The 20480-nt window shown below is 47.0% G+C and carries 24 protein-coding genes and 1 pseudogene; 13 read left to right on the forward strand and 12 right to left on the reverse strand.

Features of this window, described 5'->3' with window-relative positions:
• Position 1 precedes the first annotated feature (1 nt).
• From WDV75_RS21930 to WDV75_RS21945, 5 genes are all read right to left on the reverse strand, one after another.
• Positions 2–3112, reverse strand: a complete 3111-nt coding sequence (locus WDV75_RS21930) for a phage tail tape measure protein (protein ID WP_273570351.1) — start codon at positions 3110–3112, stop codon at positions 2–4.
• Positions 3109–3174 (reverse strand): GpE family phage tail protein, encoded by a 66-nt coding sequence (locus tag WDV75_RS22280; protein ID WP_228857958.1) that lies wholly within the window; start codon positions 3172–3174, stop codon positions 3109–3111. The genes WDV75_RS21930 and WDV75_RS22280 overlap by 4 nt, the downstream gene beginning before the upstream one ends.
• 83 nt (positions 3175–3257) lie before the next feature.
• On the reverse strand, positions 3258–3563 hold the full coding sequence (locus WDV75_RS21935; protein ID WP_273570350.1) for a phage tail assembly protein: 306 nt from the start codon (positions 3561–3563) through the stop codon (positions 3258–3260).
• 23 nt (positions 3564–3586) lie between these two features.
• The gene (locus WDV75_RS21940; RefSeq protein ID WP_228857938.1) at positions 3587–4099 is read right to left on the reverse strand and encodes a phage major tail tube protein; all 513 of its coding nucleotides are present in this window, start codon (positions 4097–4099) and stop codon (positions 3587–3589) included.
• A 12-nt stretch (positions 4100–4111) separates the two neighbouring features.
• Positions 4112–5287 carry a phage tail sheath subtilisin-like domain-containing protein gene (locus WDV75_RS21945; RefSeq protein ID WP_273570349.1) on the reverse strand — a complete coding sequence of 392 codons (1176 nt, stop codon included), beginning with the start codon at positions 5285–5287 and terminating at the stop codon, positions 4112–4114.
• A 161-nt stretch (positions 5288–5448) separates the two neighbouring features.
• On the opposite strand from WDV75_RS21945, the gene WDV75_RS21950 reads away from it, so the two are divergent.
• Together WDV75_RS21950 and WDV75_RS21955 are read left to right on the forward strand one after the other, a co-directional pair.
• On the forward strand, positions 5449–6558 hold the full coding sequence (locus WDV75_RS21950) for a phage late control D family protein (RefSeq protein WP_273570348.1): 1110 nt from the start codon (positions 5449–5451) through the stop codon (positions 6556–6558).
• A gap of 58 nt (positions 6559–6616) precedes the next feature.
• Complete coding sequence (locus tag WDV75_RS21955; protein WP_228857936.1) at positions 6617–6868, forward strand: ogr/Delta-like zinc finger family protein; 252 nt, start codon at positions 6617–6619, stop codon at positions 6866–6868.
• Positions 6869–6921: 53 nt separating this feature from the next.
• Here the strand turns inward: WDV75_RS21955 and WDV75_RS21960 are convergent, their stop codons facing one another.
• Positions 6922–7662 carry a hypothetical protein gene (locus WDV75_RS21960; RefSeq protein ID WP_273570347.1) on the reverse strand — a complete coding sequence of 247 codons (741 nt, stop codon included), beginning with the start codon at positions 7660–7662 and terminating at the stop codon, positions 6922–6924.
• Between the two features lie 192 nt (positions 7663–7854).
• On the opposite strand from WDV75_RS21960, the gene WDV75_RS21965 reads away from it, so the two are divergent.
• From WDV75_RS21965 to WDV75_RS21985, 5 genes are all read left to right on the forward strand, one after another.
• Complete coding sequence (locus WDV75_RS21965; RefSeq protein ID WP_273570346.1) at positions 7855–8205, forward strand: type II toxin-antitoxin system RelE/ParE family toxin; 351 nt, start codon at positions 7855–7857, stop codon at positions 8203–8205.
• Positions 8206–8207: 2 nt separating this feature from the next.
• Complete coding sequence (locus WDV75_RS21970; protein ID WP_273570345.1) at positions 8208–8507, forward strand: helix-turn-helix domain-containing protein; 300 nt, start codon at positions 8208–8210, stop codon at positions 8505–8507.
• 487 nt (positions 8508–8994) lie between these two features.
• A complete protein-coding gene (locus WDV75_RS21975; RefSeq protein ID WP_273570344.1) occupies positions 8995–9273 on the forward strand; it encodes a damage-inducible protein J in 279 nt (92 codons plus the stop codon).
• A 1-nt stretch (position 9274) separates the two neighbouring features.
• Positions 9275–9580, forward strand: coding sequence for a type II toxin-antitoxin system RelE/ParE family toxin (locus WDV75_RS21980; protein WP_273570343.1), 306 nt, complete (start codon positions 9275–9277; stop codon positions 9578–9580).
• A gap of 106 nt (positions 9581–9686) precedes the next feature.
• Positions 9687–10826 (forward strand): glycosyltransferase, encoded by a 1140-nt coding sequence (locus tag WDV75_RS21985; RefSeq protein WP_273570342.1) that lies wholly within the window; start codon positions 9687–9689, stop codon positions 10824–10826.
• 55 nt (positions 10827–10881) lie between these two features.
• On the opposite strand, the gene rfaL is transcribed toward WDV75_RS21985, so the two are convergent.
• On the reverse strand, positions 10882–12096 hold the full coding sequence (gene rfaL / locus WDV75_RS21990) for an O-antigen ligase RfaL (RefSeq protein ID WP_273570341.1): 1215 nt from the start codon (positions 12094–12096) through the stop codon (positions 10882–10884).
• 322 nt (positions 12097–12418) lie between these two features.
• On the opposite strand from rfaL, the gene WDV75_RS21995 reads away from it, so the two are divergent.
• From WDV75_RS21995 to WDV75_RS22020, 6 genes and pseudogenes are all read left to right on the forward strand, one after another.
• On the forward strand, positions 12419–13363 hold the full coding sequence (locus WDV75_RS21995; RefSeq protein WP_273570340.1) for a phosphatidate cytidylyltransferase: 945 nt from the start codon (positions 12419–12421) through the stop codon (positions 13361–13363).
• A 126-nt stretch (positions 13364–13489) separates the two neighbouring features.
• Positions 13490–13812, forward strand: a pseudogene (locus WDV75_RS22000) (type II toxin-antitoxin system RelE/ParE family toxin).
• Between the two features lie 20 nt (positions 13813–13832).
• Positions 13833–14126 (forward strand): helix-turn-helix domain-containing protein, encoded by a 294-nt coding sequence (locus tag WDV75_RS22005; protein ID WP_273570338.1) that lies wholly within the window; start codon positions 13833–13835, stop codon positions 14124–14126.
• Between the two features lie 178 nt (positions 14127–14304).
• Positions 14305–14514, forward strand: coding sequence for a hypothetical protein (locus WDV75_RS22010; RefSeq protein ID WP_273570337.1), 210 nt, complete (start codon positions 14305–14307; stop codon positions 14512–14514).
• A 76-nt stretch (positions 14515–14590) separates the two neighbouring features.
• Positions 14591–15094 (forward strand): hypothetical protein, encoded by a 504-nt coding sequence (locus WDV75_RS22015; protein ID WP_273570336.1) that lies wholly within the window; start codon positions 14591–14593, stop codon positions 15092–15094.
• 44 nt (positions 15095–15138) lie between these two features.
• Entirely contained in the window at positions 15139–15498 is a 360-nt protein-coding gene (locus WDV75_RS22020) for a hypothetical protein (RefSeq protein WP_273570335.1), read from the forward strand.
• A gap of 396 nt (positions 15499–15894) precedes the next feature.
• On the opposite strand, the gene mnmE is transcribed toward WDV75_RS22020, so the two are convergent.
• The 5 genes from mnmE to rpmH all read right to left on the reverse strand — a co-directional run bounded on the left by mnmE (position 15895) and on the right by rpmH (position 19730).
• Positions 15895–17259: a tRNA uridine-5-carboxymethylaminomethyl(34) synthesis GTPase MnmE gene (gene mnmE, locus WDV75_RS22025; protein ID WP_273570334.1), complete on the reverse strand. Its 1365-nt coding sequence runs from the start codon at positions 17257–17259 to the stop codon at positions 15895–15897.
• 110 nt (positions 17260–17369) lie between these two features.
• Entirely contained in the window at positions 17370–18986 is a 1617-nt protein-coding gene (gene yidC, locus WDV75_RS22030) for a membrane protein insertase YidC (RefSeq protein ID WP_273570333.1), read from the reverse strand.
• Between the two features lie 2 nt (positions 18987–18988).
• Entirely contained in the window at positions 18989–19249 is a 261-nt protein-coding gene (yidD, locus tag WDV75_RS22035) for a membrane protein insertion efficiency factor YidD (protein ID WP_047771132.1), read from the reverse strand.
• Positions 19213–19572 carry a ribonuclease P protein component gene (gene rnpA, locus WDV75_RS22040; RefSeq protein WP_189759000.1) on the reverse strand — a complete coding sequence of 120 codons (360 nt, stop codon included), beginning with the start codon at positions 19570–19572 and terminating at the stop codon, positions 19213–19215. Before rnpA ends, yidD begins: the two co-directional genes overlap by 37 nt.
• A 17-nt stretch (positions 19573–19589) precedes the next feature.
• Positions 19590–19730, reverse strand: a complete 141-nt coding sequence (gene rpmH, locus WDV75_RS22045; RefSeq protein WP_000831330.1) for a 50S ribosomal protein L34 — start codon at positions 19728–19730, stop codon at positions 19590–19592.
• Between the last annotated feature and the right edge of the window lie 750 nt (positions 19731–20480).

A 20480-nucleotide genomic window follows, 5' to 3' on the forward strand; every position in this document is an offset into this window, starting at 1 on the left:
TTTAATCCTCATCGTACAGGCTGGAACGCTGCCGAACACCGCGTTTTTGCATGATTTTTTCTATTTCAGTTCTAACCACCGCGCCAATTGACCGCGTGTCCTTCATATCAACCCCATGGAAATGCAGGTTAATCGTGTATCGGTCATTCTGCTGTGCGTGATCCCCGCTACCGACACGGGCAGGTGTAATAGGAACTGGGACGCCATCTAATGCAGGTTGCCATGGTTGTAATTTTTCCGTCAGGCGACTGAGCAGTGACGATTGTTGTACACGGGGTTCCTGGTATGTGCCCTCAATCGGGATTACTGGCGGGCGGTTTTTGAAAACGATATCACCCAGCTTATTGGGATCAGCCTGTGTTGCCGCATTGCTGGCGGCGGCCAGTACCCCGTTTTTGCCTTTTTCGTCCTTTTTGTCACTGGGGCCGTAAACCAACTTACCAAAAGCAGGCTCAATAGGGACATCCGCTTTCGGTTTATTTTCTTCGGCTTTTTTACCCGCTTGTGCAACAGCATTATTCGGTGGTGTGGGTGTCCACTCTTGCTGCACCATCTTCTTGGCGTTGTCATCCCAGACCCATTTTACGGATTTCTGGACTTCGGGCAGGTTAACCGGCCCCATCACGTTGGCTGCTTCGGCGGCGGCTTTGGTTGCGTCCGGGATCATCCCCAGTTTTTCCAACAACCAACCCACGCCCTTGGCGACGACTGCGATCACATCCACAACACCGGCAATGGCCTTGCCAACCAATCGGCCGAAGGTTTGGCCGGCTTCGGTGGCGGCTTTCAATCCTTCTGAGGACGCGTTTACCGGCTCGAACAACGATTTAAACCAGTCCCAGACTTTTTTGATGGCATTGCCGATAGCATTAAAAATCGGCGCGAACGGCGCAAACGCTGCTGCGAGCGTGTCACGTACCGGGGCGATGGCTTTCATCAACCCGCTGAAAAAACCGGCAAACCAGGCTTTGATGGGTTCCCAGTATTTCCAGATAAGCAAAGCGGCGGCGACAATGGCGATGACCAGTATCCCTATTGGGCTGAGTAACAGTGAAAAACCGCCCATCATCGCGGTAAAGCCAACACGTACCACATTGATGAGCATCCCAAAGCCGCCCGTGGCCAGTCCCTTTAACCCATTACCTAACATGACCAATGCCGTCATCGGTTGCGTGAAAACCAGCAATAAACCCCGTCCGGCGGCCATTCCCCCCTTTTTTAATGCATCCCAGCCACCGGAGGCCAATCCCTTCATCCGGTTGCCGAAATTGAGAATGGCTGTGCCTGCTCCGCGAAAAATCGGCTTCCAACCGTTCACACTCCGGCTGATCCCCCCCAGTGAGGGCAGTAATCCCTGTAACCGGCTGGATAACCTGCCCAGCGATGGAAATAGTGCAGCCAGTCCGCCACCCCGGGTCAGCATAAACAGACTGAGCCGGAAGGCCGCAAACGGGACAAGTACGGCGGCGGCGGCCAGAGCCAGCGCGCCCAGTGCCGTGACCATAATCCCGATGGCCGCTGCGCCCAGTGCCAGTCCCTTCGTCAGATCGGGGTGGGCTTTGGTCCATGCAGTGACGCGACGTACACAGGCCGTGATCCGTTGGGTAATATCACGCAACACGGGATCGACCCGTTCTTTGACTTCTATTCTCAACCCTTCCCACGCGGAGGTTAAGTTTTTCAGGTCACCATCCCAGCTATCGGCGTTGACATCCGCAATTTTTTTCGAACGCCCTCCGCTGTTGTCACCGTCGGTTTTTTTCTGGGTATATTTCCCATCCAGCATGCCATCCAACAGGCCGGACATGGCAATCATGGCTTCTTCACCGAAGATGTCTTTTCTCAGCCTGAGCTGGCTGACATCATTAAACTGCCGCAATTTTTCGGCCATTTCTTTAAGAATGACATCGGTATCGCGTAGTTTTCCATTGGCGTGTGTGACCTTGACCCCTAACGCGGCCATCGCATCCACGGCTGCCCCCGTTGGCGCAATCACCCGGGATATCCCGCCCTTAAAGGCGGTACCCGCCGCACTGCCTTCTATCCCGTTATCCGCCATGACACCCAGCATGGCGGCGGTGCTTTCCAGACTGATCCCCAGTTGGGAAGACAGCGGACCGGCTTCTTTCATCGCCTCGCTGAGGGCTTGCAGGTTCGTGGTGGCACCCGTGAAGGTGGCCGTTAAGACATCAGACAAGCGGCCCATCTGGTCGGGAGCCAGTTTGAACTGTGACAGAATTTTAGCCCCGATATCCGCGGCTTCACCCAGATCCACTTCACCGGCCAGCGCCATATTCAGGATATCCGGCAAGGCGGCCTTGATCGCCTCCGGGGTCAAACCGGCTGTAGCCAGAAACTTTTGCCCCATTGCGGCATCGGTGGCGGTGTAGGCGGTTTCTGAACCGAGCTGCTTCGCCTGATCGCGTAACATCCGGAAACGGGGATCGCTTTTCTCCAGATTGGTGAGTGCCCGCACGTTAGCCATCCGAGCGTCAAAATCCCTGCCCGGGGCAATAAAGCGATTCATGCCATACAGGGAACCCGCCCCGGCTGCCACCGCCGCTGCACCGCCTGCCGCCAGTTTGTTACGGGTTTCTTTGGCGGCCGAATAGCGAGCTTGTGCCTGTGTGACGGCCGTCAGCCGGCGTTGTTGTTCGGCCAGTTGGCGGTTATAGGCTTCGGTGCGTTGGGTTGCCTGATCAGTGACACTGGTGCTGCGGTTGACAAAAATACCATGCCGGTACAGACGTTCACCTAATGTGCGTAACGCTTGCTGTTCATTTCTCAGTGTACGGCCATAACGATCCCGTTCCTGTCGGGCAGCCAGTAATATCCGGCGCTGTTCTTCCGTCTGTTCCCTGAACCGCGGGAATTCGGCTGCCAGCGCCTTCACTTTGGCTTTGGCTTCTTCGTAGCTCTCACTGGTCTTTCTAACGGAGTCGGTCAGTCGTTCAAAGGTTCGCGCCTGACTTTGCAGATTACGGGCACTGTTCTGGGTATTGCGGATTTGGGAAGACAGCCCCGCTGCTGCCCGGTTGGCAGCGTTCAGGGGGCCGGAGAGTCGGTTAGCGGCGTTCAGTGAAACCCGGATATTTAAATTGCGGTCGGTCATGATTCATTTCCGTTTCGGGTCGCCGCGCGTTCGTGCCATTTCAGCAGTTCACTGACCGTCATTGCGTAGCACTCTGACGGCGACCAGTGAAATACAGTAGCAATATCTGCAATGATTTCGTCAGTATCGACAGTGGGGCAGGGAATTAGCTGTCGGCCTGTTCGTTCGTCTTGCTCTCGGGTGAGGTGGGCGCTAAAAAATCCGCCACCCCGCCGGCCAGTAGGGCAAAATCCTGAACGTTCATCGTACTGACATCCACTTCACTGAGGCGCGGATGGGTCACGCGGGGCAGCAGCGTGATGAGAGAGTTCACATCGCTGGTCATGACGTCATACAGCTTTAACCCGCGCAGTGCACCGACCTGTTTCATGGTATCCGTGATGGTGATCTCAGTAATTTCCTGTCCGTTCGCCAGTTTCATAGGCTGGCTGAGTGTGATGGTGTGTGCCATAGCGTAATAACTCCTGATAATGATTAATGACCAATATTGGCCCGGTGTTTTTCAAGCAGATCCTGACCGTTCACCCGCCAGACCAGATTGAGCATATCGACTTCATGCAGTTCGTCATTGTTCAGCGTGATCTTGCAGTAGGTATTTTTCAGCGTGTACTTATGCTGGGTATTTTCCCCGGCTTTGGCGCTGCCCCAGTCCACTTCGGTAAAGCGTCCGCGCGTTTGGATCTCACAGGCGACCGTTTCGCCGGTGGCATCGTCGTAGTACGACCCGGCAAAACGCAGTTGCAGGCTGTCAATCCGGCCGCCCCACGTTTTGAGCAGGCTGGCTTCCAGCCCGCCCATGGTGACTTCCATATCCAGTGCGCCGCTATCCATGCCCATCAGAACGGCCACGGAGCCGGGCATTCCGGCACCCTGATAATCTTCGGTCTTGAGGGTTAACTTGGGCGTCGTCACTTCCTCAACCTGTCCCAGATATGTCTGACCATCAATAAAGACATCAAACATAAAGAGTTTTTTCGGCATCCCCATGCGAATTTCCCCTTAACCTAACTGATTAAAAACAGCAAAATATTCATCGGTAAACGTCTGCACCAGTTGCAGGTTTTCCAGCGGCGGAACCGGCGTGTATTTGTAGTGGATCGTTGCTGTCCCATCGCGCAGCATTTCTTTCGGGTTGTCGGTCGGATCAAACCAGCATTCAAACCCCAGCAACCGCCCCTCAGTGACCAGTTGTGCGCCTTTGCGGTTAATCCCGTCTACCACGTCTTTTACCAGTGACGGTAACAGCGGTTTATCGATATAGGCGAAATGCGCTTCGGCGATCATGTCGGCCAGTATCTGTGCGGTGCGGGTGTACACTTCGAAGAAGTAGGTCTGGGCATCACAGGTGCGGTTGCCCCAGAACCGGAAGCCATCCCGTTTAATCAACGTGGTGACCCCTTTACTGTTCAGGTCGTCCGCGTCAGTATCCGTGCCCTGTAATGTCCAGTAGATATCGGCGGAAATCCCCAGTACCCCGTTAATCGGCACGTTAGACAGCGATTTATGCCAGCCCTGCTCGGCATCAATGCGGGCACGTAAACCCAGTGCAAACGCGGTCGCCGGTACGGTTTCATTCTTCCCGGACTGGCTGTTATAGGTGATGAAATCCGGGTAAATCATCATGATTTCACGTTGACTGAAATTTTTGCGGTATGCTTTCACCTCAGCCAGCGTCTTGCAGTTATGGGCGCTGATATAAGCGAATGCCCGCAGTTTTTCGGCAAAAATCGCCAGTTGCAGGGCAACAGGTTGCGTGTCCAGTTGGGGAACAGCCAGTAAACGCGGGTGTTCGCCGGTGTTGATTTCCGCCGCCAACAGCGCATATAGCCCGGTGTAGCGTCCCTCTGCACTTAAGCCGCCGATGACCAACTGATCTTGTGTTTTCTTCTCACCATTCCCTTTCTGGTTGGCGGCATCAGCAACGCGGATCACAATCACTTTCGGGCTGCACTGGTCAGAAATGGCTTTCAGTGTGGTGTATAACGTGCCGGTTTTACCGGCCTTGCCGATGACACTGTTGATACGGGTGACCAAGACCGGCATATCCAGCGGGAATGTCTCGGCGTCGGCATCATCCGCCGTACAAATGACCGCGATCACGGCGGTATTAATATCGCGTATCAGCGTGCTGAGTTCGGTGGTTTCCCTGACCGATACGCCATGATGAAATGACATAACCTTGTTGCCTCATCAGATTGTCGATAACGCTATGTTGCGGTCTTTTGAGTGGCAAATCACGCGGGGCCGCTTCTCGCGGAACGCTGACATCGGACAGGCATTGTTCGCGCGCCCGCGCGGGGCAATCATGAGATAACTTCGCAACGGACGAGACCCCCATGAACCCGATTGATATTCTGACCAGCACGGATTACGTAAAACAACCGGCTTTTGACCTGCGCATTGGCGGACGGAAAATGACTGCCCTGAATGATCGCCTGCTGTCCCTGTCCCTGACCGATAACCGGGGCTTTGAGGCCGACACACTGGAACTGGCGATCGATGATGCGGACGGCAAAATTGAGCTACCACCGCGTGGGGCAGAAATTGCCGTCCGGCTGGGTTGGCAGGGAGAACCCTTGGTTGAAAAGGGATTATTTGTCGTGGATGAAATCAGCCACAGTGGGCCACCTGACAGGTTGGAGATCACCGCCCGCAGTGCGGATTTTCGGGAGGAGTTCAACATCAAACGGGAGTATAGCTGGCATGATGTCACCATTGGCGATGTAGTGAGTGCCATTGCCGGGCGCTATGACCTGCAACCGGGCGTGAGTCGTCAATTGATGGGCGTTGAAATTGATCATGCTGACCAGACCAACGAAAGCGATATCAGCTTCCTGTCCCGCATGGCCGAGATGGTAGGTGCGGTGGCGACGATCAAGAATGGCCGCCTGTTGTTTATCGTGCCGGGGCAGGGAATATCACAGAGTGGCAATCCGCTGCCGGTTATTACGATCCATCGTGACAGTGGCGACCGGCACAGCTTCCGGGTGGCTGACCGGGCGGCCTATACCGGGGTGAAAGCCTGCTGGCTGGATCTGAATTTTGGTAAACAACCCGCCACTACTCTGAAACGTAAGCGCCAGCAAAGCAAAGAAAAAAAAGCCCGGTCGAGCCGCCGTGAAGGGGAATATCTGGAAGGCGCAGACGGGAACGTCTACGTGATGCGTCAGACGTTCAAAACCGAGCAAGCTGCCCGGCGCGCGGCGGCGTCAAAGTGGTCACGCCTGCAACGTGGGGCGGCAGAGTTTGCCATCACACTGGCACGGGGCAGGGCAGAACTGTATCCCGATCTGACAGCGGCTGTGGTGGGGTTTAAGGCCACTATTGACAGCCACCAATGGACACTATCGCGGGTGGTTCATGTCATCAATGAAAATGGCTTTACCACTCAGCTAGAGCTGGAATTAAAAATTAAGGAGACGGACATGGCAGAAAGTGACCAATAATCATAAACAATGCGGTATAATCGCGGCAGGCACACCCCCAATGATGGAGGGTTTTTTCATGGCGTTTACCTGTCCCCAATGCGGCGCTGTGGCAAAGACGCGAACCAGCGAAATGATGAGTGAAGAAACACGGCGCAGTTATCACCAATGCCAGAATATACTGTGTGGCTGCACGTTTACCACGATCACCAGCATTGAGCGGTATTTGACACTCCCGACACCCCAGCAACTTCCGACTGATTTTACCGTCCCGAAACTGGCGTTCCCGGCCAGCCATTACGGTGATGAACAAATTGGATTTGGATTCTGATTGAAAAAAGCCCCGAATCGGGGCTTACTTTTTTAGACTGATTTCGCAGATAGTTACTCTTCGGTAATGAATTCTATAATCTCACCGGTCTTAATATCTACCTTGACAGCAACATACTGCTTTACTCTCGCGCCATAAAGGTTCGTGCCGCTATATATTGTTTTAACTACGGCATAAGGATGATCCCCGCTCAGAACGCGCCGAGAGAGTGTTTCAATATGTTTATAGGATGATTCATCGTGCATACTTTCTTTGATGATTTTTTCCAATGGGCGATACGAGCCATTCCATATATCAAATTTAGATCTGTATTCATCAAAGTTAATGTACTTTGACAGAGAGGCGGGATTTTGAGCGTAGTCTCTATAGCACCATCCCAGTACTTCACCTAGTTTTAACTCATCAGATTTTGTATAGGACATTTGACTAAGGCAACTGTAGAAGCCATCTGTTTCCTGCCCAACGATGTTTTTAAATGCAATATATTTTTCAACAATTTCCTTTCTGTCTTCCTTGTACTCATTTCGGTATTCTTTAAGTGTCATATCAGCATATTTGAATGGTTTGGGTGCTGGCGTTGATACTGTTTTGATGGTGGTTTCTTTTGTAGCTGATTTTTTCTCATCATCACCGCTGACAAAATAATATATGGCAACGCAAATCATGATAATAGCGCCTAAACCTAGGAAGGCATCTAAGTTTGATATGACGGGGTATTTCACTCCACAGTGAGGACATACCTTTGCGTTTTTTAAAACTTCTTCCTTGCATTCTCTGCACTTACCTAAAGTCATTTTAATAACTCCGTTATTTTCTTTGATAGTAGTTTTGATAAAAACTAATTGTATAGTTTCTTAATTGGCACAGTGAAGCCCCACTATGTAACAAAGTAAACAAAAGTAGTGTTGTCCATTCCCAATATTGATATTGGCAATATAACAAATATGTTATATTCTCAATTATAACGAATAAGTTATGGAGTCGGTATGTGGGAAGTTATAACGACGGAGTGCTTTGACGAATGGTTTCTGGCTCAAGATGATGAACTTAGGGAATCAATTTACGAAGCAATGGGTATACTGGAAAAGTTTGGCCCGAATCTTGGTAGACCTTATGTTGATACGTTATATGGTTCAGATTTCCCAAACATGAAGGAATTGCGTATTCAACACGCCGGTGATCCGATTAGAGCTTTTTTTGCTTTTGACCCTAAGCGGTGTGCAATCGTTTTATGTGCCGGCAACAAAACCGGGACAAATGAAAAGCGGTTCTACAAGGATATGATACGAAAAGCTGATTTCGAATATCGCCGTCACTTGGACAATCTGGAGAAATAATGATGTCTACTTACAGAAAATTGTTAGCGCAAGAAAGCCCGGAAATGCAGGTGCGCGTTGAAAAGCGAGTTGAACAAGCTAGCATTAAATTGGCTCTTAGCCAGTTACGTGATGAGTTAGATATGTCACAGGCAGAGCTTGCCGCCGCTATGGGTGTTCAACAGCCCTCTATTGCTCGAATGGAAAACACCGATCATGATCCGCGCCTTTCAACGCTCAAGCGCTATGTAGCGGCTTTGGGGGGAGAGTTAAGTATTGATGTGACACTTCCAACCGGTAAGCGCGTGGCATTTCATCTATGATTCAGAAGGTCAAAAAGGAATCGTGACGTGAATTATAAAAGCCCCGCGCGGTATGCGAAGGGCTTTTCAGATGTCGATGTGGTCATGGTGTGGACACTTTTTCTTATAAATCCATTTATTACAATGTGTTGCGTTTTAGAAACAACCACCATCCCTGTCTTTCAGCCCCCTTGAGGGGCTTTTTTTTCAATGAATTACAACTAACATTCCTGTAAAAACAACAACATTTCCTTACACTAACCGCCTGCCTGATCTTCAGAATAAACCGCTAAAAAAACTGGCGACCCAAATTGCAGCCGGGTTCTTTACTCTGTTTGAACAGTATTGTGATCAGTGCATTGCTGAAGCGAACGGCGATATTTGAAATTTACTCAGTCAGCAAAATTGTTCTTTTTTAAAACAGCATTGTTGTTTTAGTCTACTGTGCTAATATGACAACACAAATGACAACATATTTTGAAATGATAACGAACTAAGGGAGGAATGAATGGAGACGATTCATTTTCGTATTGATGAAGAAACCAAGCGTTTAGCCATGCAAGCAGCCAAACGCTATCAGACAGACTTAACAAAATTAATGAGGCAAAAAGCCGAAGAATTGGCGGATGAAGAACGTGAGTATCAAAAAAATACCCATGCTCACTGGTTAGAAGCGGAAATTGAAAAAGCGATTGACCGATGTGAAAACGGTTCGACTTATTTTATTGATGAGGCTGAAAGCCAGCGCCGGATGGCTCTACTGCGTAATAAGCTGAGTAGGGGATAAAGTGATCACTATTTTATGGGAAGAAAATGCGCAAACTGACCGAGAGCAAATTTATCTCTATTTCTTTGAACAGGCTGGGCTGTTATTGGCTGATGAAGTTGACGCAAAGTTCGTGGAAATGGCTGAACTTCTGAAAGTAACCCCATATGTAGGCATAAAGGCGCTCAACAACCCGGATGAGCGTTATAGAAAACTCGTTATTTCTCATTTTCCTTTCATCATGCTCTATCGTTACGATGAGGATAGGGAAACTATAAAGGTTCTCAGAATATTACACATCGCCAGAAGAATCGCCGGGCTTTTCTGAGAAAAAACTTTTCCCTGATTAGGGACTTTTTTGTCGATGAGTTTACTTGCATAAACGGGCCTTTTTTTATCTAATCCGATGAATGATTTCTACTGATTGTTTTCTCATGAAAAAATTTGTTTTTGTTGCTCCTGAATTTCATTCTATTCCTCCAAACTATGCAGCCGCAGTAGAGTGGTGGATCTATAACGTAGCCAAAATCAGTCAGGCTAATAATTTGGTTATTTGTAAAGGGGAAAGAACAGAGAAAACTGTAGAAAAAGTCAGTGAATATGCCACCATTCATAGAATACACACCAGTGCAATCTATAAACGTTTTTTTAGGAAATGGTTTCGCTTAGATCCTTACCCTTATGCCAAAAGGGTGATAGATATTGTTATGCGTTATCAAAGTTCGGATGATGAGAAGCCGATTTTGATCATTCAGAATTCTATTTCGCTTTATAACTCTGTGAAGCAGTTTTATCCAGAAAAACTAATGATCCTTCATCTGCATAATAAACATAAAGTGGTTGATTTAGGGCCTGAAACAAAGCTCATTACTCCTAGCTATTTTTTAGCTGATTTTTTTCGTTCAGAAGCAAAGATTGAGAATATTAAAGTAGTACCGAATGGTATTGATAGAAAACTGTATAAGCAGGACGTTAGCTGGAAAAGAGAACATTTTGGTCTAAGAAATAACGAAACAGTCATCTTGTATGCTGGCCGATTAGATAAGGGCAAAGGTGTTATTGAACTCATGGATGCCGTCAATTTGCTGCACAAAAAAGATCAAAATATCAAGCTACTCTTGGTTGGAGATCATATAACGGTAAAAAAAGGCGAGCGAGAAGTTTATCGGAAAAAAGTGTTGGATAAAGCCGCAAGAATGGCGGGTAGCTGTATTCTTGCAGGGAGTATACCTCCGGCAGATATGCACCAAGTATATCCACTTGCTGATTTAACGGTTGTTCCCTCATTAGGAGAAGAAGCCTTTTGTATGGTTGCCTTGGAATCAATGGCGTGTGGTATACCTGTTTTGGTCAGTCCTAGGGGAGGAATAAAAGAGTTCGTGCTCCCTGAAAATACGGGATTTTTACTGCAAGAACCCTTGTCTCCAGAAAGTATTGCCAAAGATATTTCGGATACTCTGTTGAGAGATAATTTAAACATTGTTGCCGAACATGCTAAAAAAACAGCAATGAACCAATACGATTGGAGTAATGTCAGTGTGTCTTTGTCAAAAGCGTTAGCTGAGTGGTTTTAACTATCAGTAGACTCATTTTGGGCTATCCAAAAAGATTGAATAGCCCTCAGCGTAGTTAAGCTTCATTCCATCTTTGCTGGCACAATGCAGCCAGTAAGCCAAGGTAGATACCTAAAATGTTCAAATGAACACTTTCAAAGTTCCCTCTGACAATAAAATATCCAAAGAAAGAGATAAGTAAGATCAACCCAGCTTGCTTATTGTAGCCGATACTTGTGTTCCACTCCTGAGCTGATTGTTTCAGATAAGAGAAGATTAAAAATAAAAAGGCGCCCATTCCCAATATTCCTGAAGAAAACCATACGGTTAGGAAAATATTATGAGGACCCAGGGAAGTTTGATATATCCAATCAGGATAATTTTTGGCGCTCTCATTATAAATTTGGTCATAGATCTTGTTGCCAGCACCATAGCCTTTAAGGGGATGTTCTAAAATTAAGGTAAGTGCTGAACCTTGCGTTCCATTGCTGTAACGATGACTACTATCAGTTTGCTCCAATTTATAGGTTAGAGTCGAGTGCTTACCAAGATAATCAGATTTAATAGCAAATATGGCAGCGCAGATAAAAACGATACTGACGATGAACGTTTTCCAGTTTTTGTTCATGATTATCATCATGAAAAACATTACAAAAACGGCAAGCCAAGCCCCTCTGGAAAGTGTTCCTAGCAATACAAAGAGTACGGATAAGATTAGTAAAATTGTTAGAGCCAAACGTACATAATTTTGGGGTTTTTGAAAATGCCAAAGGGCCACTAGTGCTGGAAAGAAGAAAACAATGCCATCTGACACACTGCGGTGGTTATAGCTGGTGAATGGCATGATATTGTTCTGATAATCCAGATAAAACAGGTACATTTCTTTTAGTGTAATGAATAACAATCCAAGCAGAAATGAACCAATAATCATTTTCTGAATTTTAACTGTGTCCGTATGACTTAATGCTAATGTAATGATGATACTGGAGAGAACGACATCTCTAAAAAAAGGTGTTTTTATTTCACTGAAACTGAGTTTTGGATCTGGTGAAATAACAATCGAATAGAGATAGGCCAAAGTTAATATCCCCAAGGCCAGTATGATGTTGTTCTTCAACGCAGAGAGGCATCCTTTGGGGTTTTTAATAAGAAAGTAGAGTGCAGTTAACGCCATCAATGCAAAAAATAAGTTTTTATAACGCGTTATGCCGGTTACATAGACAAGCGCGATGTAACCACCGACGAAAAAAGTACCCCAAGATAAGTGGCTTTTAATGGTTTCTTTAAACATGACCTTACCAGAATGGAAAATGGATTTCTGGCTGGTATTTTGTACCATTTTCACCAGTCAGGCACGAACAAAAATACGATGTTATAACGTGGTGTAAGTTCTGACAGTTTTTGAATTTTATCCTATGAAGTTTTAAGCGCAATTTCTTAATCAATCAAAGTATGCTTATCAACTGATTTCCTTTATTCTCTGGCCTGTTGTTATCTTAACCAATCTTGATTATCTTACGTCCGATTATTCCGTTGTTTAAAAAATCTTATCACTGTCACTTCATATAAAAGGGATCAAAATATCCAACATGGATATTAGAGGAGTTAGTGCCATGACAAATATTGATCATGATTTGCGGCTGTTGCTGGGAGGGATATTCGGGATATTAGTTATCGCCAGTGTGATTGGTGGTATTTTGGCTTTTTGGTATTCGGGGGAAAAGAGCAATGCCACTATCGATAATCTGAATGCTCGAATTCGTGGCTGGTGGATGATGTGTATCATCTGTGTTTTGGCTATTGTCATTGGGCCAATCGGTTCGGTTATTTTGTTTGCGGTGATGTCATTTTTTGCTTTACGTGAATTTATTACACTGACACCGACTCGCCGCAGTGATCATGAAGCTCTGTTCTGGTGTTTTTTTGTTTTTATGCCGGTGCAGTATGTCTTGGTTGGTATACAGTGGTATGGGTTATTCTCGGTATTCATTCCCGTCTATGTCTTCCTATTTTTGCCCGCCCGAACAGCTTTGGTTGGAGATACCACTCATTTTCTAGAACGAACTGCCAAAATCCAGTGGGGGATGTTGGTGACGGTATTTGCTATCAGCCATGCGCCAGCGTTGCTGATGCTGGATATCCCAGAATATGAGAATCAAAATATCAAGTTATTGTTGTTCCTGATGATTGTGGTGCAAATGTCCGATGTTTTGCAGTACGTATTCGGGAAGTTATTGGGTAGGCGCCCGATTGTACCGAAGCTTAGTCCTAATAAAACGGTTGAGGGATTTGTTGGCGGGATTTTGGTTTCTGTGCTGTTGGGAATGTCGTTATTTTGGGTAACCCCTTTCTCCCCGTGGGAGGCGGGACTGATGTCGTTAGCGATCACCTTAATGGGATTTATTGGTGGATTATGCATGTCGGCGATTAAACGAGACAGTGGAGTGAAAGATTTTGGTGGAATCATTGCAGGTCATGGTGGGATGTTGGATAGAGTCGACTCACTTTGCTTTGCCGCCCCTATATTTTTCCATCTGACTCGCTATTTTTATACCTGAAACAGAGTAATTGAATGATGTTAGCTTTCAAAGCGGGTTATTGCTATGTGCCGATATGATATTTATTAGCTCTTGAGCTAACTTAGGCTGCGGGCTATTATTTGAGCATTAAGAGGGAATTGCTGAATGTTTGAAATTAAGTTTCATGATGCTTTTAAGGAAGAACTAAGATCACTGCCCGATTCGCTGGAACTGCGTATCATCGCGTTAATTAAGCGTTTGAGGGAAAACCCGACCAGACTGAGAGAGCCGCATTCCAAACCGATAGAGGGATACAAGGGACTGTTTGAACTAAGAGCAAAAGCCAAAGACGGCATAGCCAGAAGTTTTTTTTGTTATGCGGCAGGAAAAAAATTTATCTGTTACGATGCTTTGTGAAAAAAACTAATGCCATTCCTTTGAATGAAATCAGGATAGCAGTTGCACGAAGAAATGAGCTGACAGAGTAATCAAGAGATTAAGAGGAAATATGATGCGTGATGATTTAGACCTCTACATTGAAGAAAGAACCAAAGAAAATTCCCAATTTAAAGCCGCGCTAGCGGAAGAAGAGAAAGAACTTGAGTTAATGATAGCGATGCAGAATATGCTGGCTGAATGGCGTAAGAATGCAGGGCTGACAAGCGCTCAGGTCGCTGAAAAAATGGGTATCAAACCCCCGACAGTATCAAAAATAGAAAGAAATATCGTTAAGGCCTCCATCGACACACTCAGTCGTTATGCGCGTGCCTGTGGTGTTCACGATATAAAGATATCCTTATAACCGCCTTTTTGCGGTGAATTTTTAGCAAAATCCGCCGTAAACCCTCGCCCAATGCGGCATAAGTATCTACACAAAATCGTTATAATGTGGCATAAATTAGCCGCATGACTTAAATCTTACTATCGCCGGGCTTGATGCCCTGCTTAACCGGCGCTATCAGACGCTGGTCAAACAACATATGACACCTTCTACTCCGCTTGCCAGTGCAGTCAAAGATATTGCCTGTGCACAGGAAACGACTTTTGCCACGACTCAGGCTGTCTGGCGATTTCTTAATAATGACCCAATTGCCTTTAGTCAGCTTAATCAGCCTCTGATTACCTTTGCCCTGCAGGGGATTGCCTACAGTTCTTCTCACATCGTGGAAAACGACACCGCTTGCAAATGACACATGCTACAGATGTGGGGTATGAACGACAAAGCCGTTTGCGGGTTGATGCCGCCTCCGGTCGCCTGTTGCGCCCTTGGCACAAACACTGACAGACAATCTGACTCGTCACTCAACGTTCTCGGATGATACGGGTGAGAAGCAAACACATCTAGATGCACTGACAGCAGATATTCTCCGGATAGAAGCGCTGGATGTCGGCAAAACGCGCGTTCATCTCATTGACCGCGAGGGAGACTCCATTACCCATATGCGGGAACTGGATAGCCGAGGTCTGCGCCGGCTCATTCGGGGTAAGGAAGGCCATCGTGTTGAATATCAAGGCAGGAGCCGGAAGCTGGGCGAGGTAGCGGATGAACTGGCGTTTACAAAGGTCAAGCAAGTTGATTACAAAGGGAAAAAAGCACACCTGTCGCTCAGTGAAACGGCGGTGAATATCACGCGGGTCGCAAAACCCAAGCGAATCGATAACGAAACAGGCCGCCGAGTCAAGGCGGTGCCGGGAAACGCCCTGACAGTCAGACTCGTGGTGGCACGACGGGATGATGACGCAGGACAGATGCTGTGTCGCTGGACATGATTAACGAATGTAGGCCCAGACATCAGCCGTGATGAAATCGCGCAATGTATGACTGGCGATGGAATATTGAGTCATTTTTTAAACTGATAAAAGGGGCAGGATATGATATTGAGTCATGGCTCCAACGCAGTGCAAAAGCGATGCTGAGGCGATTATTGATAGTGAGCATGGCGTGTGTTCTGGTATGGCGTTTGCAGCGGTCAGAAGGCGAGGCGAATGCGCGAGCGCGGGCATGGGTGTGCCGTTTATCGGGGAGACAACAGAAACGAGGAAGGCGGGAAAGTGCACCGGCACTCCTGGCAGGGAGCATTTTACTGAATGCCCTGATGTTGTTATCAGAACACACCCCCGAAGAACTGACCCAGATGGCGCAAACCATTTTAGGCCAGTTCAGCGATGTGTAGATACCTATGCCGCATTGAGCGAGGGTTTACGGCGGATTTTGTTAAGTCATGTTTGGCAGATTCCATTTCCAGCAGACGCTTGGCACGAATGGCTTCGGCTTTTTGCAGCGTGGTTTTGTTATGTTCGCGCTCAGCAACGTTTTTGGGCTTTCAGGCCGTCTTCAGTTGTCTTTGAGCCAAATAGTAAACCAACCTGATAGCACGTTAGCCATTCTTATCTGGATCTCGCTTATGTATGCTGATTTTCATAGGTTTTTCTCATCTTGTGCGCCAGAATTTATTTGTGGCACACACTTGGCGCAAGAATCGACAAAACCCTTCAAATTGCTTCCTACCAAGTAAAACAAAATTATTTTAAAATCATAATGTTGTTTTGATTTGATGCGTTTTACTATTTTACTTCCCAATACAGAAACTGGAAAAAATTCGCCCAAGTAAATCATCGGAAGTAAATTCACCGGTGATTTCACTCAACGCTTGTTGTGCCAAACGCAATTCTTCTGCCAGCAGTTCCCCTGAACGAGCAAAGACAAGCTGTTGATGGCCTTCCTGTAAATGTTCTGCTGCCGTGTTTAATGCCTGCAAATGACGACGACGAGCAAGGAAGCCGCCTTCTGTATTGCTGTTGAATCCCATGGCTTCTTTTAGGTGATCACGCAGAAAACCGATACCTTTCCCATCACGGGCAGAGAGACGAATTAATGTATAGCCATTGGTTTCTGCAACACCCGTTTCTTCCCCCGTCATATCTGTCTTATTACGGATAACAGTAACAGGTAGCGATTCTGGCAACCTAGCCATAAATTCAGGCCAGATTTGTGCAGGCTCAACGGCATCCGTTGTCGTACTGTCTACCATAAACAGCACGCGATCCGCCTGCTCAATTTCCTGCCATGCCCGTTCTATACCAATACGCTCCACTTCATCACTGGCTTCGCGCAAGCCTGCCGTATCAATCACATGCAGTGGCATTCCATCAATATGGATATGTTCACGCAAAACATCGCGCGTTGTGCCCGCAATATCAGTCACAATCGCGGCTTCACGACCTGCCAGTGCATTAAGCAAACTGGACTTACCCGCATTCGGTCGCCCTGCAATGACGACTTTCATACCTTCACGCAACAAGCTACCTTGACGCGCCTGTGAACGAACGTGATCCAGTTCTGCGATCACTTCATCCAACTTGGCTTCTATCTTGCCGTCGGAAAGGAAATCAATCTCTTCATCGGGAAAATCAATCGCGGCTTCAACATAGATCCGCAAGTTAGTCAGCGCTTCTACCATTTCATGGACTTGGTTGGAGAATGCACCTTGCAGGGAGTTCATCGCGGAACGTGCGGCTTGTTCAGAGCTGGCGTCAATCAAATCTGCAATGGCTTCTGCCTGTGCCAAGTCAAGTTTATCATTGAGGAAAGCCCGTTCAGAGAATTCGCCAGGGTTGGCAATACGTACACCGGAAATCGCCAGAATGCGCTTTAACAGCAAATCCAGAATAACCGGCCCACCGTGCCCTTGAAGCTCCAGAACATCTTCCCCCGTAAATGAGTTAGGGCCGGGAAAGTAAAGTGCAATACCTTGATCAAGCACAGAGCCATCCGCATCACGGAAGGGCAGATAATCGGCATAACGAGGTTTTGGGAGTTTACCCAATACCACCTCAGCAACTTTCGCAGCCTTAGGGCCAGAAATACGCAGAATGCCTACACCGCCTCGTCCCGGAGGAGTAGCCTGAGCGACTATCGTATCGGTGGTATTCATGAAATTCTCTCTTTTGACCTAGGTTCGTTATCGTTAAAAGCTAAAATAATAAAGGCGGCCAATGACCGCCTTCCACTGATATTTTTAAAACAACCATTTTAAAAAAACAGCTATTTTTTCTCACGGGTATGCAAGCCACGTTTTTCCAGGCTACGGAAAATAACTTGCTGCTGGATAATAGTAACCAAGTTACTGACGATGTAGTACAGCACCAGACCAGATGGGAACCACAGGAAGAAAACCGTGAACACAACAGGCATATAGGTCATGATCTTCTGCTGCATTGGATCAGTCACAGTAGTCGGTGACAGTTTCTGGATAACAAACATGGTCACACCCATCAGCAATGGCAGGATGTAGTAAGGATCTTGAGCAGACAAGTCTTTAATCCAACCAATGAATGGGGCATGGCGCAATTCAACAGAACCCATCAACATGTAATACAATGCCAGGAAGATTGGCATCTGAATCACCAGAGGCAAACAACCACCCAGCGGGTTCACTTTCTCTGTCTTATACAGCGCCATCATTTCCTGGCTCATGCGCTGGCGGTCATCACCAAAACGCTCACGCATTGCCGTGATTTTTGGCTGCAACAGACGCATTTTCGCCATTGAGGTATATTGCGCCTTGGTCAGCGGGTACATGATACCGCGCACGATAAAGGTAATCGCAATAATGGAGAAGCCCCAGTTACCAATGAACTCATGCAGGAATTTCAGCAACTTGAACAACGGCTGAGAAATAAACCACAACCAACCGTAATCCACGGTCAGATCCAGATGTGGTGCAACCGCTGCCATTTTGTCCTGAATTTCAGGGCCAACCCACAGGGTAGAAGAGATATTCTGCTGGCTATTCGGCGCAATATTGATGTCTTCACCTTTGTACCCGATGATCGCCATTTTTTGGTTTTTCAGGTCTTTGGTATAGAAAGTACTGGTTTTGCTTTCTCCCGGAACCCACGCAGTGGCGAAATATTGCTGGAGCATTGCTACCCAGCCGCCTTTTGTGGTCACGGAAAGCGCTTTACTTTCAATATCATCAAATTTGTATTTTTCGTATTTTTCTTCATCAGAAGAGTAAGCAGCACCACGATAAGTATGCAAAGCAAAGTTGCTACTACCAGTATCACGATGTTTTGGCAGCTCAACGCTCTGCTTCAACTGACCGAAAAAGGCCATCTGTAATGGTTTGTCAGTGACGTTATTGATGTTGTAATCAACAGAAACTGCATAGTCGCCACGTTTTAAAACGAAGGTCTTGACATAAACAACACCGTCCGGCGCAGTATAAGTCATTGGAATACGCAATTCATTCTGACCATCAGCCAGAACAAAGTTATCCTGAGAGGCATGATAAAGTGGGCGTTCAGCTTGATTATCGGGGCCATTGATACCCGTTAATCCACTTTGAGCCTGGTAAGTAAATTCAGGGGTTGTTTCCAGCAATTTGAACGGAGTTTTGGAACCGAGAGTATCAGGATAGGCCAGCAGATCAGCCTCCTCGATATCACCGCCACGGGTATTAATGTGCAATGAAAGCACATCCGTTTTCACGGTGATCAGTTTACCTTGCCCACTGCTTGCTTCGCTACTCAGCGTAGTATTTGCTTGCTGCGTGATCTGGGCCGTTGGTTGTGGGTTTTTATCATTTTCCCACGCCTGCCAGACCAAGAACGAAACAAACAGCAAAGCGATGAGAAGAAGATTGCGTTGCGAATCCATCGTTAATGTTCTCTGTTATCGTCGTTTTTTTTAGGTGGGACAGGATCATCACCACCTTCGTGTAAAGGGTGGCATTTTAATACGCGTTTCACTGTTAACCAACTGCCTTTTATCATCCCAAACCTGCGCAATGCCTCTATGCCATAGTGGGAACAAGTAGGATTGAAACGACAACGAGGCCCCAGCAGTGGACTAATCACTAACTGATAACCCCTGATTAAAGCAATCAGGAGGCGCGAGCCAAGCGACAGTGACGACGCCATAATTTGCCCAAAGCTTCCGTTAGCTCACGGTTATCGAGCTCAGCGACCCCTTTCCTCACCAAAACCACAAAATCCATTGGAGGCAATTTATGCTGGTTTAAACGAAAACTTTCACGAGCCAGTCGCTTGATACGATTACGCTCATGGGCGCGTTTAACATTTTTTTTGGCGACGGTTAGACCGATGCGGGGATGCCCCAGCTCATTCAAGCGTCCAAGAATTGTTAACTCTGCGGAGCTTGCCCGTTGCGGCTGCTGGAAAACATAAGTGAAATGCTCGGGAGTTAACAAACGTAACTCCCTCGGAAAAGCGAGCTTAACCACTTGGTTGGTTAGCTTTATTACTTAGAAACAGTCAGACGAGCACGGCCTTTCGCACGACGGCGAGCCAGAACCTGACGACCATTTTTAGTGGCCATACGAGCGCGGAAGCCGTGAGAACGGTTACGCTTCAGTACGGATGGTTGAAAAGTGCGTTTCATAGCGATTTCTACCTAGCTTAAAATTTGTTACTGATTCAGCAAATGCGTTGGCGACCAGTGAGAATAAAGTAGACACCGATGCCTCAGTCGCAACATCAATATATAGAAAGAGGCAGGATTGTAATAAAATGTACTACCCCTAGTCAATCTAAGATGACGCGAGCCTGACTGCCTCCCTGCCAGATTTTTTTATTTCAATCAATACAGACAGGTCAGACTTTTTGCTACCCGAAGTGCTAACCCCAAATCCTCACCAGACCTAACCGGAAAAAATCGTTGGCATAACACGCAGGGTGCAAGATTATACGGACTGTGTAATAAAGCGCAAGGATCATACACCTATCATTGCATTCTTAATGCGTGATCATAGCATTATCAACCTATTGAATTTCAAACGGCAGCTAAATGAAGTTTGCTATATGCCATGATTACACTACAGTATCTCTTACGGGCCTTTATATTCTGCAAGTGCCAAAGCGTGGTGATCTCCCTGTGGATAAAAAGCGTCAAAGCTGTGTAAAAGAATGAGGATTTGTGTCGTCTTTTGCGTTATGATCGTTGATCCCGATCCCTGTCTCTCTATATACAGATTATGTGGATCTTTGGGGAGCGATGATGTTAAAAATCGCCACAAGGTACATGCTCTGTTCCTCATCACATAAGAAACAGAGAGGAATAACGCCTTGTGCCCAATATAACGTGTCTTTTATTCCGGTTTCTTTTATTGGTCTTGTTTTAGGGGAGTTCGCC

The sequence above is a fragment of the Xenorhabdus griffiniae genome (assembly GCF_037265215.1).
Lineage (GTDB): Bacteria > Pseudomonadota > Gammaproteobacteria > Enterobacterales > Enterobacteriaceae > Xenorhabdus > Xenorhabdus griffiniae.